We start from the raw sequence: 13,161 nt of genomic DNA, 5'->3' as shown, positions 1-13,161 counted from the left end.
CACGAACCTCCCCGACCAGAAAGGCCGGCCATGACCTCCACCCCCCTCGCACCGCTCGCCGGTGTGCGCGTTCTCGAACTGGGCAACTTCATCGCCGCCCCCACGGCCGGTCGAATGCTGGCCGACTTCGGCGCCGAGGTGATCAAGGTCGAGCGGCCGGGCTCGGGCGACGAGCTGCGCAATTGGCGGCTGCATCCCGGGTCGACGACCTCGCTGCTCTTCCACACCATCAACCGCAACAAACAGTCGATCACGCTCGACCTGCGCACCGACGAGGGCCGGGATGCCGTGCTCGCCCTCGCCGCCGACTGCGATGTCGTGCTCGAGAACTTTCGGCCGGGCACCCTCGAGCGCTGGGGAATCGGCCCCGACGAGCTCAACGCGGTCAACCCGGACATCGTGATCGGACGCATCTCGGCGTTCGGCCAGACCGGCCCCCTCTCGGCACGCCCCGGCTTTGCGGCCGTCGCCGAGGCCATGAGCGGTTTTCGCAACCTGGTCGGCGACCCCGATCGCCCGCCCGTGCGAGTCGGCATCTCGATCGGCGACTCGATCGCGGGCCTCTATGCGGCCTACGGCGTCATGATGTCGCTCTTCCAGCGGCAGACGCGCGCCGCGGCGGGCCTCGAACCCGCGCCGCTCGTGGAACGCGTCGTCGACGTCGCCCTCAACGAGGCCATGTTCTCGATGATGGAATCGCTCGTGCCCGACTACCAGGCGCACGGCATCGAACGCGAACGGGTCGGCGGCCGCATGGAGGGCATCGCGCCGACCAACGCCTACGTCTGTGCCGACGGCGCGAGCGTCGTGATCGCGGGCAACGGCGACTCGATCTTCGTGCGCTTCATGCAGATCATCGGCCGGGATGACCTGGCCGCCGACCCCGACCTCGCCACCAACAGCCTGCGCTGGCATCGCCGCGAAGAGCTCGACGCGGCCATCGGAGCCTGGACCGCTACCCTGCCGGCCGACGAGGTGCTGAGCATCCTCGACGAGAGCGGCGTGCCCTCAGGCCCCATCTATACGGCCGCCGACCTCAGCACGAGCCCGCAATACGCGGCGCGCAACATGATCCAGAAGTTCGACGTCGAGGCGGGCGACGAGATCGCTCGGGATGTCGGCTTCCCCGGCATCGTGCCCGTGCTCGGCCCGGCCTCCCTCCCCATCCGCACGCTCGCCCCGGGCCTCGGACAGCACACGGACGAGGTCCTGCGCCGCTACGACATCCGGCCGGCCGCGACAGCCCCCGACCCCGGCAGCGCATCCGCATCCGCATCCGCCAACTCGACCTCGACCTCGACCCCCGCAACGGAAGGCAACTGATGACCGAGACAACCCTCAGCAGCGTCGCGAGCCGAGCCCGCCTGCGCGACGTGACGTTGCGCGACGGCCTGCAGCTGACGGGCAAGATGCTGCCCACCGAGCAGAAGGTCGCGCTGGCCCGGGCACTCTTCGCCGCCGGGGTTCCCGATGTCGAGATCGGCTCGATGGCCCGCGGCGACCTCGTGCCGCCCATGGCCAACACCCTCGAGGTGATCGAGTCGCTCACGCCCGAGGAGCTCGAACACAGCTGGGTATGGGTGGCCACGCCGCGCCACATCGAGCGGGCCCGCGAGGCCGGTGCGCGCAACTTCCAGTACTGCTTCTCGGCCTCCGACAGCCACAACCAGGCGAACATCGGCCGGTCGACCGACGCGAGTCTCGAGGCCATGCCCGCGGCCGTCGCACTGACCGAGGAGGTGGGGGGCCGCATCCAACTGTGTATCGCCACGTCGTTCACCTGCCCGTTCGAGGGCGACGTCGACCCCGATCGGGTGATAGAGATCGCGAACGACGAGCGGGCGACCGGCGCGTCGGACATCGTCATCTGCGACACGCTCGGCCAGGCCCACCCCGGCCAGGTCTCGTCGCTGATCAGGCGCGTCGTGACCGAGACCCCGACGCGCGAGATCGTCTTCCACGGTCACGACACGTGGGGCGCCGGGGTAGTCAACGCCCTCGCGGCGGTCGAGGCAGGCGCGACCGTGATCGACGGCGCGCTCGGCGGTCTCGGCGGATGTCCCTTCGCCCCGGGTGCGAGCGGGAATACGGCATCCGAGGACTTGCTCTTCGCGTTGCGTCCTGACTGGCTCGATCCAAACCGCTTCGCGCAGCTCGTCGCCGAATCGGAACGCCTGCTCACTGACCTGGGCGAGCCCAACCGTTCAAAGGCGCGCCAGGGTGCTCGCTCGAACGCGGCGGCATTTCCGTGGATCGTCACGGAGTAGGACTGGCCACTTAACGCAGCGCCACATCACATCTGCATCACGTCTCGTCGAGCACAGCCCCTCGCTCTTCAACGCCTGTTGAAGACCACTACAGTGTGAGGGATGCGAAGACTCTGAGGAGTATTCGCTCTGTGGCGCTGGCCTCCAAGTCATTGGGGTTCGGGGGCGTCTACGAGTGGTGGGGTGTTCCCGGGAAGGCGTGCCCCGCCGCTCTACTCCTTCGCGTCAGAGCGACGTGAACTGCGCGACCGTGTCCCACGCGAGCTTGACGATGAGCAGCGACAGGACGACGAGGAAGACGCGGCGCACGAAGCCGCTTCCGTTGCGGGTCGCCATCCGCGCACCGATGAATCCGCCCGCCATATTCAGTGCGGCCATCGCGACACCGAGGGCGAGCAGGATCTCGCCGTGCGTCCCATAGACGGCGAGGGCCGCGAGGTTCGTGGTCAGGTTGGCGATCTTGGCGTTGACGCTGGCTTGCAGAAAGCCGTAGCCGAGCACTGCAACGAGGAGGATGACGAAGAACGACCCGGTTCCCGGCCCGAGCAAGCCGTCATAGAAGCCGACCAACATGCCGATGGCCGCGGAACGCCACGCGATCGACGCGGTGGCCGTGTGTTTCGGCTCGTGATGCAGGCCCATCTTCGGCTTGAGCAGCGTGTAGATGGCGACGGCGACCACGGCCACGAGCACCACCGGCGTCAACACCTCGCGAGGCACGAAGCGCGACAGGGATGCCCCGACTGCCGACCCGGCAAACGCGCCGACGATCAGCGGAATCAGAAGCGGCAACTGCACGCGCACCCGCCTCAAATACACCCAGCTCGCCGACAACGTCCCGAAGAACGACGACAGCTTGTTGGTGCCCAGCACATACGGCGTCGGGATGTCGGCGGGCACGGCAATCACGAGGGCCGGAAGTTGAATCAACCCACCGCCCCCGACCACGGCATCCACCCATCCGGCGAGGCCGGCCGCGATCAGCAGAAAAGCGAGAGCCGCCGCTGAAACAGGAAGCCATTCGGCGAGCGCAGGACCATCGAACACGCTCCATTCTCTCCTGCTCGGGCGTCCGCGGGGCACAGCGGGCGCCCGCAGAGACATTCCCCCTCGGACGCGGCCGCATCAGCGAAAATCACCCACCTGGCGGTCGAGCGGCACGGTGCGCTCGACCACGACGTCGCCCGTGTGGGCGGTCGTGACGGTTTCGATCAGGACGATCTCCACCTCCTCTTCGGCGACGGGATTGTGCTGCACGCCTCGCGGAACGACATAGAACTGTCCGGGCGCGAGGACGACCTCCTGATCGTCGGGCAGCTGGATGCGGAGGTGGCCCGATACGACAAGGAACATTTCATCCTCGGCCTCGTGGGCGTGCCACACCAGCTCGCCCAACAGTTTCGCGACCTTCACGTATTGATCGTTCACGCGGGCAACGACCCGCGGCGTCCAATGCGCCTCGACCATGCTGAGTTCGGCGGCCACGTCTATCCCGGAAAGAGCAGTCATGCAGCCATTATGGGCCGCCGACGCCTCGCCCGTGGACTAGCTCGGCGTGCGGCCACCGAGCAGACGCGTGGCTTCGGTCGCCGCAGCCACCACGGCGGGGGCCCAGCCGTCGAGGCGGTCGGGGGTCATGCGGGCTGCCGGGCCGCTGAGGTTGATCGCCATGCGCACCTCGCCCCCGGGTTCGAAGATGGGCGCGGCGAGGCCGGCGAGGCCATCGACCCGTTCGTTGCGCGTGATGGCGAAACCGTGCTCGCGCGTCTCGTCGAGCGCTGCCGCAAGCGCGTCGACGTCGGTGACTGTTTGCGAGGCGAGCGACGGCAGGGGCCGGGAGAGGATGTCGGCACGCAGGTCGTCGTTCCAGGCCAGCAGCACGCGGCCGGCCGAACCCGCTCCGAGCGGCGCGACCTTGCCGACGTAGCTGTCCTGGCGCAGCTCATGGTGCGTCTCTTCGACGGCTATGCACACGCGATAGTCGTCGGCCGAGCGGAACAGGGACGCCGTCTCCCCCGTCTCGTCGCGCAACCGGCGCAGGATGGGCGCGATCTGGTCGATGACGCGCATGCCCCGCACGGCGGGCGCGGCCCAAAACGCCATGCGCAGGCCCACGCGGAAACGGTCGTCGTCGCGGTCAAGAAAACCCTGCGACACGAGGTTGGTGACGAGGCGCTGCGTCGTCGAGCCGGGAAGACCCGTCGACGCGCGGATCTGCGCGAGCGTCAGGACGGGGGTCTCGAGCGAAAACGTGTTCAGGATGTCGGTGATCTTGCCGAGAACGAGCAACGGCGCTGCGGCAGCCGATGCGCCCTCAGAATTCGTCATAGCTCGAATCTAGGCCATGGGTTTCGGCGCCGACGGGGACACGCCCCGCGCCCGGGCCGGCAGCAAGCGCGGGATGAGGCGCACGAGCACGACGATGGCGACGAGTTCGACGAGCGTCTGCGTGACCACGGCGAGCGGGGCGAGATCGAACGCCGCGGGAAGCGCCAGCGCCAGCGGGAGGACGACGAGCGAATTGCGCGTGACCCCACTGAATGTGAGGGCGCGGGCCGAGGGAACATCGAGTCGGGCGAGACGGGCGGCCAGGCATCCGAGCGGCACCATCACGACGACGAACGCCGCGTAGAGCGGGATGAGCCCGGCGAGCCGCCCCAGGTTGGCCGCGACGGGCCCGATCTGCGATGCCACGACCACGAACAGCGTGAGCATCATGAGCGGCACCATCGCCGCCTCGAAGACCCCAAGGATGCCGCGGGCGAACGTTTGCCCGCGACCCCGTGGCCCCGGTCCCGATCCCGACCCCGCAAGCCACTGCACGATCGCGGCAACGATGAGGGGCACCAGGATGAGCCACACGAACGCCTCGACGAACGGCCCCGGCTCGATCACCGACACCGCCTCGGGCCCCGCGAAGGCCAGCAGGTAGAGCGGCAGAAGCAACAACTGCGCGAGCATGAGCAGCGGCGCCGCGGCCAACAGGCGATCGGATGCCCCGCCCGCCAGCCCCGCGAACACGATCACGTAGTCCACACACGGCGTCAGCAGCACGAGCAGAACACCGACCAGCAGCGCATCATCCGCCGCGACGAACCGGCTGAGCCCGAACACGACCGCGGGCACGACGACGAAGTTCAGCACACCGAGCACCGAGACGAAGCGGATGTCGCGGGCGGCCCGCCCCAGCATCCGAAACGGCACGGCAAGGAATGTCGCGAGAAGCAGCAGCGCGAGAACCGGCGTGACGAGGGCATCCAGCGCGCGAGCGGCCGGCACGACCAGCCCGACCACCACGGCGGCGACGATTGCTGCGAGGTAAAGCAGCACCTGATGTCGCGAAAGCCAGAGGGTCACCCGTTCATCATCGCCCAACCCGCGCACCAGGACCGACGGCCTGGGACAGCGCGCTCAGGAGACGGTCGCGGCCTCGATGTCGAGCAGGCGGCCGGCGATGCGTTCGAGCAGGTCGTCGATGTGGTCGGCCGCGAAGATGCGGTCGGCCGTGATGAGCGCGAGGCCGACGACGCCGCCGAATTCGCCCAGGTGCGACACGGCGACGGTCAGGTTGCGCGTGGCCAGCGGCATCGAGCGCTGATAGACGCGTTCGCGCACCCCAGATAGCAGGATCTCGCCGCATTCGGACAGCTGCCCCGACACGACGATCGACTCGGGGTTGAGGATGCTGACCAGGTCGGCCACGGCGTCGCCCAAAACCCGCCCGGCCCGGCGCATGAGACGCACCGCCTCGAGGTTGCCCTGTTTGACCAGCGACACGACGCCCGCCACATCATCGACCTCGACCCCGGCGGCCGCCAGATCGCGGATGAGCGCCCAGCCGCCCGCATACGCCTCGACGCAGCCCACGTTGCCGCAGCGGCACGGCAGCTGTTCCGATGATTCGGCGATGGCCGCGCGCGTGTGGCCGATGTCGCCGGCCGCGCCCTCGCTGCCGCGGATGATCTGGCCGTTGAAGACGAGACCCGAGCCGATGCCCGTGCCCACCTTCAGGCTGATGAGGTTGTCGTGGTGGTGCGGCCGCGCCTCGGCGACGGCGCGCGAGTTGGCGTCGTTCTCGACGATGACCGGCACGCCGTAACCCGAGAACCAGCCGGCGATGTCGAAGCCGTCCCAGCCCGTCATGATGGGCGGGTTGACCACGCGACCGGCGGCGAATTCGACGGGTCCCGGCACGGCGATACCGACGCCCCAGACCTCGGCGGGCGCCTGCGTGGTCGGGTCGATCAGCAGTTCGGCGAGCGCCGCATCGACCTCGCCGAGCACGCGTTCGGGGCCGTCCCACACGTTCACCGTGACGCGCGTGTGCCGCAGGGGTTCGCCCCCGAGATCGCAGACGGCGACGACGAGACCGGTCGCCCCGATATCCGCTGTGGCGATGACGGCGCGGTCGCGATTGAGCACGAAACGGCTGGATGGCCGCCCCCCGGTCGACTCCCCACCCTCCATCGCCGCGATCAGCCCGGCTTCGTGCAGGGCGCCCAGGCGGTGGTTGACGGTCGACCGCGACAGCCCGGACGTTTCGATGACGTCGACCCGGCTGAGTTCACCGTGCTCGCGAAAGAGCGCCAGTATCTCGCCGATATGGGTTCGCATGTCTTTCACTTTACGCAGAGCTCCGTCGCTGTCCGTGGCCGTCTTTTCCCAGACTAACGGCAACATCGTTAAGTTGGGCAACTTTTGTGTTGCAAAAACTCAAAAGTGCGCGTAGTTTTTCTCAGGAAGGCACACAGTAGTGCTCCTATCCCCAAGGATGACAATGTTCAGCAAAGACGCAACATGGCTCAGGACCGCCCGCATCGCCGTCCCCCTCGGCGTAGCGGCGCTCGTGCTCACCGGCTGCTCGGGTGGCGGGGCCACCGGCGGCGACGGAACCTCCTCGACCAAGGTCGCGGCCGTGATCAAAGGCCTCGACAACCCCTTCTTCCAGTACATGGAAACCGGCATCAACGACACCGCCAAGAGCGACGACGTTAGCGTGCAGGTGCAGGCCGCCGCCGATATCGGCGACACCACGGGCCAGGCCGACAAGCTCACGGCCCTCGTCGGCCAGGACTTCGGCTGCTACATCGTGAACCCCATCTCGGGCACCAACCTCGTGCAGGCGCTCAGCCAGGTCTCCACGGCCGGCAAGACCATCGTCAACATCGACCAGCCCATCGACGCGGATGCCGCCAAGACCGCGAACCTCGACATCGCCACCTACATCGGCACCGACAACGAGGCCGCCGGCGGCAAGGCCGGCGACTTCGTGCTCGATCAGATCGACCCCGGCTCCGAGGTCGCCATCATCGGCGGTATCGCGGGAGACGTGACGAGCGCCGCACGCATCGACGGCTTCAAGGCCGCGGTCGGCAGCGACGTCGACGTCATCCAGGAAACGGCCGCCGACTGGAAGCGCGAGATGGCCCTCACGCAGGCCACCGACATCATCGCCGCCAACCCCGACATCAAGGCGTTCTTCGCCGCGAACGACGACATGGGCCTCGGCATCGTCAAGGCCGTCGAGAACGCCGGCAAGACCGGTGAGATCACGGTCGTGAGCGTCGACGGCAACGAGGATGCGCTGGAGTCGGTCAAGGCCGGCGGGCTCTCGGCCACGGTCGCGCAGTACCCCTTCGCCGTCGGACAGCTCGGCGTGCAGGCCTGTGAGGTCGCGACATCCGGTGGCGACCTGCCGAAGAACATCGAGTCCCCCACGGCTCTCGTCACCTCGGCCGAAGCCGACCAGGCGCTCGACGCGTTCCCGCAGCCCTTCGCGCCCTTCGAGAACCCCCTCGAGGACCTGCTCAAGAAGTAACCGATCGCGTGTCGCGGGCCCTCCCCCCGGCCCGCGACACGTGAGGCCGCCCGCCACGGGCTCACCGACTCATCGACATCGCCCGAGTTAGAACGGAACCCCCACTCCCCATGAGTACAACAACCGAAGCCCGACCCGGAAGGATGCAGGCGGTCGCCGCTCAGACCCGCCAGCTCAGCTTCTGGGCCGAGAACGCGGCACCGATCGGGCTCGTCGCCCTCGTGATCGTGTTCTCGATCCTGAGCCCCACCTTCCTCACCCTCGGCAACATCCGCGCCATGCTCGTGGCCGCCGCGATCCTCGTGATCTTGGCGATCGGGCAGGCGTTCGTCATCACGACGGGCGGCATCGACCTGTCCATCTCGGCCACCATGACGCTCGGCGCCATCGGATTCGGCCTCGCGTTCAGCAACGGGCTCGGGTTCTGGGCGTCGGCGCTCGTCGCCATCCTGTCGGCCATGCTGATCGGCCTCATCAACGGGTTACTGATAGCCAAGGGCAAGGTGACGGACTTCATCGCCACGCTCGGAACCCTGTCCGTCGCAACGGGTCTCGCGCTCATCATCTCGAACGGCAAGCCCATCAACGTGAACAGCCCCGAGCTGCTGACGCTCACGTCGGGCTCGCTCGGAATCTTCGGGTACCCGATCATCCTGGCCGCCATCGTGGCCGCCGTCGCCTGGTTCGTCATGTTCCGCACGCGCTTCGGTCTGCATGTGCAGGCCGTCGGCGGCAGCGAAGAGAGCGCCGTGGCCAACGGCATCAGCGCCACCAAGGTGCGCCTCGCGGTCTACCTGATCGCCGCGGGCCTCGCCGGTCTCGCCGCCCTGCTGCTCGTCGCACGCGTCGGTGCCGCCGAACCCGCCATCAACACGCAGTTCCTGCTCAACTCGATCGCGGCCGTCGTGCTCGGTGGTGTCAGCCTCACGGGCGGCAAGGCCAAGATCGTCGGACCCGTGATCGGTGCCCTGCTGCTCACGGCCCTCACCAACGGATTGACGCTGCTCGGCGTCTCGCAGTTCTACCAGCCGCTCGCCGTCGGACTCGTCGTAGTTCTGGCCGCCCTACTCACGAGGTTCCAGAAGAAATGACCAACACTCAGCCTTCTCCGCACACGGGCACGACCCCGGCGGGCGATTTCATCCTCACCGCCACCGACATCAAGAAGTCGTTCGGCGGCGTGCACGCCCTGAAGGGCGCGTCGATGACCATGCGTCGCGGCGAGATCACGGCCCTCATCGGCGACAACGGCGCCGGCAAGAGCACCATGGTCCGGTCGCTGTCTGGCATTCACAAACCCGACTCGGGCGAGATCACACTCGACGGAAAGACCGTGTCGTTCGACAACCCGAACGCCGCCCGCAACCACGGCATCGAGACCGTGCAGCAGAACCTGGCGCTCGTCGAAGACCTCACGGTGTGGCAGAACTTCTTCCTCGGCCGCGAGAAGACGCACGGCTTCGGCCCGTTCCGCACGCTTGACCGCCGCGTCATGCGCTCGACCGCCGAAGGCATGCTGAAGGATCTGGCCGTCAACGTGCCGCCCGTCTCGAGCAAGGTGCGCCGCCTCTCGGGCGGTCAGCGCCAGGCCGTCGCCATCGCCCGCGCCGCCGGCTGGGGCTCGAAGATCGTCATCATGGACGAGCCGACCGCCGCCCTGGGCGTGCAAGAGACCGCTCGCGTCGAGGGTGTCATCAACACGCTGCGCGACTCGGGCGTGGCCGTGCTGCTCATCAGCCACAACTTCGACCAGGTCATGCGCCTCTCTGACCACATCTGGGTGATGCGCGCGGGCACGGCCGTTGCCGAGCGCCGCACGAGCGAGACGAACGGCGCCGAGCTCGTGGCGCTGATCACCGGCGCGAAGGCGTCCTGAGGTGATCGCGTTCTCGCGGCGGGCGGCGCAGCTCGACACCCCGTTGGGCGTGCACGCCGGAACGTTCGTCAACACGTGGACGCCCGAGGCATCCCGATTCGCCATCGAGGGGGCTGCGGCATCCGGTTTCGATCTGATCGAGATCCCGCTGCCCGATGCCGATCAGCGTGATGGTTCCGCAACCGTGGCCCTGCTCGATGAGACCGGTCTCGACGCGGTCGTCTCGCTGGCTCTCGACCCGTCGACCGATATCAACACGGATGATGCGGAGCTATCGGCTCGGGGCGAGCGCAAGCTGCTGGACGCCGTCGACTTCGCCGCGTCGATCGGGGCGGGGTATGTCGGGGGTGTCACGTTCTCGGCCATGACGAAGTACAGCCACCCGGCGAGCGCCGCCTCCCGCGAGAATTCGCTCTCGGTGCTCACGCGCGTCGCCCAGCACGCCCGATCGCTCGGCGTGGTCATCGGCCTCGAATATGTGAACCGCTACGAGAGCAACCTGTTGAACACGGCCGCGCAGACGGCAGAGTTCATCCGCGAACTGGCTACGCGCGGCGCCGAGAACGTGCTGCTGCACATCGACACCTATCACGCGAACAATGAGGAAGTCTCGCAGGCCGCCGCCGTGCGCGATGCGGGACATCACCTCGGTTATCTGCACATCGCCGAGAACCACCGCGGCCTGCTCGGCACGGGTTCGATCGACTGGGCCGGATTGTTCGGGGCCCTTGCGGCCGCCGACTACCGAGGTCCCCTCACCTTCGAGTCCTTCTCGGGGGCCGTCGTCTCGCCCGCCACGCGCGACGACATCGGCCTCTGGCGCAGCCTGTGGCACGACCCCGTCGAAGCCTCCGCCCACGCCAACGCTTTCCTGCGAGCCCAGCTCGCGATCCACTCACCGCAACTCACCTAAGGAACCCCATGTCGAACAACAAACTCGGAGTCCACGCCCTCGTCTTCTCGGGCGGCACCACACCGTCCGAGGTCGACCTCATCATCGCCGAGACCAAGAAGGCCGGCTTCGACCTGCTCGAGCTCTCGCTGCACGACGCGGGCAACCTCGACGTCCCCGCCGCGCGCGCCGCCCTCGACGCCGCCGGCCTCGGCATCGTGTGCTCGCGCGGCCTCGCCTTCGACGCGGACGTCTCGAGCGACGACCCCGCCACCGTTAGCCGCGGCGCCGACCTGCTGCAGTACTCGCTGGGCGTCACGCACGACCTCGGCGGAACCCACTTCACGGGCGCCCTCTACAGCGCCCTCGGCAAGTACGGTCACGCCCTCACCACAGCCGGCCGCGCCAACGTCGTCGCCACCCTCAAGGACCTCGCGGTCGAGGCCCAGGGTCGCGGCATGACGCTCGGCCTCGAGATCTGCAACCGCTACGAGACCAACGTCATCAACACGGCCGCCGACGCCCTGCGCCTGGCCGACGACATCGGTCACGACAACGTGCTCATCCACCTCGACACCTACCACATGAACATCGAGGAAGACGATCTCGTGCGCCCCGTGCACCTCGTGGGCGACCGCCTCGGCTACGTGCACATCGGCGAGAACCACCGCGGTTACCTCGGCTCGGGTCACCTCGACTTCACGTCGTTCTTCCACGCCCTCGCCGACATCTCCTACGACGGCCCCATCACCTTCGAGTCGTTCTCGTCGGCCGTCGTCTCGCCCACGCTCTCGAACGACCTGGCGATCTGGCGTAACCTCTGGAACGACGGCCCCGCGCTGGCCGCCCACTCCCACGCCTACCTCACCAACATGCTCGAGGGGACCCGTGTCTAATCTCGTTTCAGACCCGTCGGATGCATCCGGCCCGTCAGACGCCCCGAGCCCGGCAGAAGCCGAAGAACGCTCGGATGCCGCGGCCGACGCTCTCGACGCCCTCGCCCGCCGCGCGCTCGCACTCGTTCCGGCGGGTGGCGGGCGGGCCGTCGTCGGCATAGCTGGCAGCCCGGGAGCGGGCAAGACCACGCTCGCGGTGCAGCTCGCGGCCCGGGTGAACGCGATCGTCGCTGCTGAGGCATCCTCGGCTTCTGCGTCGGTCTCAACTGCGCCGTCGCCCCACTTCGCCGCCCACCTGCCCATGGATGGCTACCACCTCGCCAATTCGACGCTCGACAACCTCGGCCGCCGCGACCGCAAGGGCGCCATCGACACCTTCGACGGCTGGGGCTTCGTCGCCCTGCTGCGACGGTTGCACGCCGAGACATCCCACGCCGTCTATGCGCCGAGCTTCGACCGCACGGTCGAGGAGCCCATCGCCGGCGAGATCGCTGTCCTGCCCGACACGAAGCTCGTCATCGTCGAGGGCAACTACCTGCTCGTCGACGAGACCCCGTGGGCCGATGTGAAGGGTCTGCTGGCCGAGGCCTGGTTCTGCGAGACCACCGACGACGAGCGCGTGCGTAGGCTGGTCGACCGGCACGAACGCCACGGCCGCACGCCCGAAGCCGCCAAAGCCTGGGCCGAATCGGTGGATGGCAAGAATGCGATCCTCATCGAATCGACCATGCCACGCGCCGACCTCGTCGTCTCGGGTGTCACCGCGGCGGTCCTCCCCCGCTGACGGTTCAGCCGACGGGGTCGGCGGCGCGGCGCTCCCGGAACGCCACCATGTTCATGCGGTTGCCGCAGCGCACGCTGCAGAAACGTTTCGACCCGTTGCGCGACAGGTCGACCAGCATGCCCTCGCAGTCGAAGGCCGCGCAGTGCCGCAGGCGGCTCGTCTCGTTCGACCGCACCACGTCGATGAGCGCCATGGCGGCCTCGACGAGGAAGCGGTCGGCGAGCGGGGCCTCCTGCGACGTGGCGTGCACATGCCAGTCGATGCCGTCGTGACGCTCAAGCCGGGGCACGGCGTTGAGTCGCGCCAGCAGTTCGTTGATGGGCGCAATCATGTCGTCGCGGTCGAGCGTCCAGATCTCGCGCAGGCGGGCCCGGGCCGCCCGCATGGCGTCGAGCTCGGCGTCGTCGCGGTCGAACCGCCCCGAGAAGCCGGATTCGGCCATCAGGCTGCTCAACTGGTCGCGCGTGGACAGCTCGTCCTCGCCCGATCGGCTCGCGCCGGCGACCGTGTTGAGGATGGCGGCGTTAAACTCGAGGACATCCTCGGTGTCAGGGGCAAAAAGCAATTTGACTCCTTATCTCTGACGAGTCTAACGTCAGGAGCGTAAGAACATTCGCTCCTGACGAAT

The 13,161-nt window shown here is 68.1% G+C and carries 14 protein-coding genes; 8 read left to right on the top strand and 6 right to left on the bottom strand.

Translation table 11 applies throughout. The features are described 5' to 3' along the window. Nucleotides 1-30: 30 nt before the first annotated feature. Both ACZ6IE_RS02230 and ACZ6IE_RS02225 read left to right on the top strand, forming a co-directional pair. Nucleotides 31-1,323, top strand: a complete 1,293-nt coding sequence (locus ACZ6IE_RS02230; RefSeq protein WP_464606590.1) for a CaiB/BaiF CoA transferase family protein — start codon at nucleotides 31-33, stop codon at nucleotides 1,321-1,323. After that, nucleotides 1,323-2,267, top strand: coding sequence for a hydroxymethylglutaryl-CoA lyase (locus tag ACZ6IE_RS02225; protein WP_464606589.1), 945 nt, complete (start codon nucleotides 1,323-1,325; stop codon nucleotides 2,265-2,267). The genes ACZ6IE_RS02230 and ACZ6IE_RS02225 overlap by 1 nt, the downstream gene beginning before the upstream one ends. Before the next feature lie 225 nt (nucleotides 2,268-2,492). Here the strand turns inward: ACZ6IE_RS02225 and ACZ6IE_RS02220 are convergent, their stop codons facing one another. The 5 genes from ACZ6IE_RS02220 to ACZ6IE_RS02200 all read right to left on the bottom strand — a co-directional run bounded on the left by ACZ6IE_RS02220 (nucleotide 2,493) and on the right by ACZ6IE_RS02200 (nucleotide 6,881). After that, complete coding sequence (locus ACZ6IE_RS02220) at nucleotides 2,493-3,314, bottom strand: sulfite exporter TauE/SafE family protein (RefSeq protein ID WP_464606588.1); 822 nt, start codon at nucleotides 3,312-3,314, stop codon at nucleotides 2,493-2,495. 78 nt (nucleotides 3,315-3,392) lie between these two features. Continuing rightward, nucleotides 3,393-3,776, bottom strand: coding sequence for a cupin domain-containing protein (locus ACZ6IE_RS02215; protein WP_464606587.1), 384 nt, complete (start codon nucleotides 3,774-3,776; stop codon nucleotides 3,393-3,395). A gap of 36 nt (nucleotides 3,777-3,812) precedes the next feature. Then, a complete protein-coding gene (locus ACZ6IE_RS02210) occupies nucleotides 3,813-4,595 on the bottom strand; it encodes an IclR family transcriptional regulator (RefSeq protein WP_464606586.1) in 783 nt (260 codons plus the stop codon). A gap of 9 nt (nucleotides 4,596-4,604) precedes the next feature. After that, nucleotides 4,605-5,624 (bottom strand): arsenic resistance protein, encoded by a 1,020-nt coding sequence (locus tag ACZ6IE_RS02205; protein WP_464606585.1) that lies wholly within the window; start codon nucleotides 5,622-5,624, stop codon nucleotides 4,605-4,607. Between the two features lie 54 nt (nucleotides 5,625-5,678). After that, a complete protein-coding gene (locus ACZ6IE_RS02200) occupies nucleotides 5,679-6,881 on the bottom strand; it encodes an ROK family transcriptional regulator (protein ID WP_464606584.1) in 1,203 nt (400 codons plus the stop codon). Nucleotides 6,882-7,044: 163 nt separating this feature from the next. Here ACZ6IE_RS02200 and ACZ6IE_RS02195 point away from each other — a divergent pair, with 163 nt between their 5' ends. The 6 genes from ACZ6IE_RS02195 (at nucleotide 7,045) to ACZ6IE_RS02170 (ending at nucleotide 12,533) form a co-directional block, all read left to right on the top strand. Further along, a complete protein-coding gene (locus tag ACZ6IE_RS02195) occupies nucleotides 7,045-8,085 on the top strand; it encodes a substrate-binding domain-containing protein (RefSeq protein ID WP_464606583.1) in 1,041 nt (346 codons plus the stop codon). A 110-nt stretch (nucleotides 8,086-8,195) separates the two neighbouring features. After that, a complete protein-coding gene (locus ACZ6IE_RS02190) occupies nucleotides 8,196-9,176 on the top strand; it encodes an ABC transporter permease (RefSeq protein ID WP_079726762.1) in 981 nt (326 codons plus the stop codon). Next, nucleotides 9,173-9,961, top strand: a complete 789-nt coding sequence (locus tag ACZ6IE_RS02185) for an ATP-binding cassette domain-containing protein (protein ID WP_079726761.1) — start codon at nucleotides 9,173-9,175, stop codon at nucleotides 9,959-9,961. Before ACZ6IE_RS02190 ends, ACZ6IE_RS02185 begins: the two co-directional genes overlap by 4 nt. A 1-nt stretch (nucleotide 9,962) precedes the next feature. Further along, entirely contained in the window at nucleotides 9,963-10,874 is a 912-nt protein-coding gene (locus tag ACZ6IE_RS02180) for a sugar phosphate isomerase/epimerase family protein (RefSeq protein WP_464606582.1), read from the top strand. 8 nt (nucleotides 10,875-10,882) lie between these two features. After that, on the top strand, nucleotides 10,883-11,749 hold the full coding sequence (locus tag ACZ6IE_RS02175) for a sugar phosphate isomerase/epimerase family protein (RefSeq protein WP_077054194.1): 867 nt from the start codon (nucleotides 10,883-10,885) through the stop codon (nucleotides 11,747-11,749). Continuing rightward, nucleotides 11,742-12,533, top strand: coding sequence for a nucleoside/nucleotide kinase family protein (locus ACZ6IE_RS02170; RefSeq protein ID WP_464606581.1), 792 nt, complete (start codon nucleotides 11,742-11,744; stop codon nucleotides 12,531-12,533). The genes ACZ6IE_RS02175 and ACZ6IE_RS02170 overlap by 8 nt, the downstream gene beginning before the upstream one ends. Nucleotides 12,534-12,537: 4 nt before the next feature. Here the strand turns inward: ACZ6IE_RS02170 and ACZ6IE_RS02165 are convergent, their stop codons facing one another. Further along, a complete protein-coding gene (locus ACZ6IE_RS02165) occupies nucleotides 12,538-13,098 on the bottom strand; it encodes a CGNR zinc finger domain-containing protein (RefSeq protein WP_464606580.1) in 561 nt (186 codons plus the stop codon). Nucleotides 13,099-13,161 lie beyond the last annotated feature (63 nt).

The organism is Okibacterium sp. AC114 (genome assembly GCF_979253355.1).
Note: the sequence above shows the minus strand (reverse complement) of the source record. Positions and strands in the feature narration are given on the sequence as shown.

What these genes read in the sequence shown, in the direction of transcription:
- ACZ6IE_RS02200 (WP_464606584.1), bottom strand. Translation starts at nt 6,881, where the DNA reads ATGCGAACCCATATCGGCGAGATACTGGCGCTCTTTCGCGAGCACGGT.
- ACZ6IE_RS02230 (WP_464606590.1), top strand. Translation starts at nt 31, where the DNA reads ATGACCTCCACCCCCCTCGCACCGCTCGCCGGTGTGCGCGTTCTCGAA.
- ACZ6IE_RS02190 (WP_079726762.1), top strand. Translation starts at nt 8,196, where the DNA reads ATGAGTACAACAACCGAAGCCCGACCCGGAAGGATGCAGGCGGTCGCC.
- ACZ6IE_RS02225 (WP_464606589.1), top strand. Translation starts at nt 1,323, where the DNA reads ATGACCGAGACAACCCTCAGCAGCGTCGCGAGCCGAGCCCGCCTGCGC.
- ACZ6IE_RS02185 (WP_079726761.1), top strand. Translation starts at nt 9,173, where the DNA reads ATGACCAACACTCAGCCTTCTCCGCACACGGGCACGACCCCGGCGGGC.
- ACZ6IE_RS02175 (WP_077054194.1), top strand. Translation starts at nt 10,883, where the DNA reads ATGTCGAACAACAAACTCGGAGTCCACGCCCTCGTCTTCTCGGGCGGC.
- ACZ6IE_RS02210 (WP_464606586.1), bottom strand. Translation starts at nt 4,595, where the DNA reads ATGACGAATTCTGAGGGCGCATCGGCTGCCGCAGCGCCGTTGCTCGTT.
- ACZ6IE_RS02195 (WP_464606583.1), top strand. Translation starts at nt 7,045, where the DNA reads ATGTTCAGCAAAGACGCAACATGGCTCAGGACCGCCCGCATCGCCGTC.
- ACZ6IE_RS02215 (WP_464606587.1), bottom strand. Translation starts at nt 3,776, where the DNA reads ATGACTGCTCTTTCCGGGATAGACGTGGCCGCCGAACTCAGCATGGTC.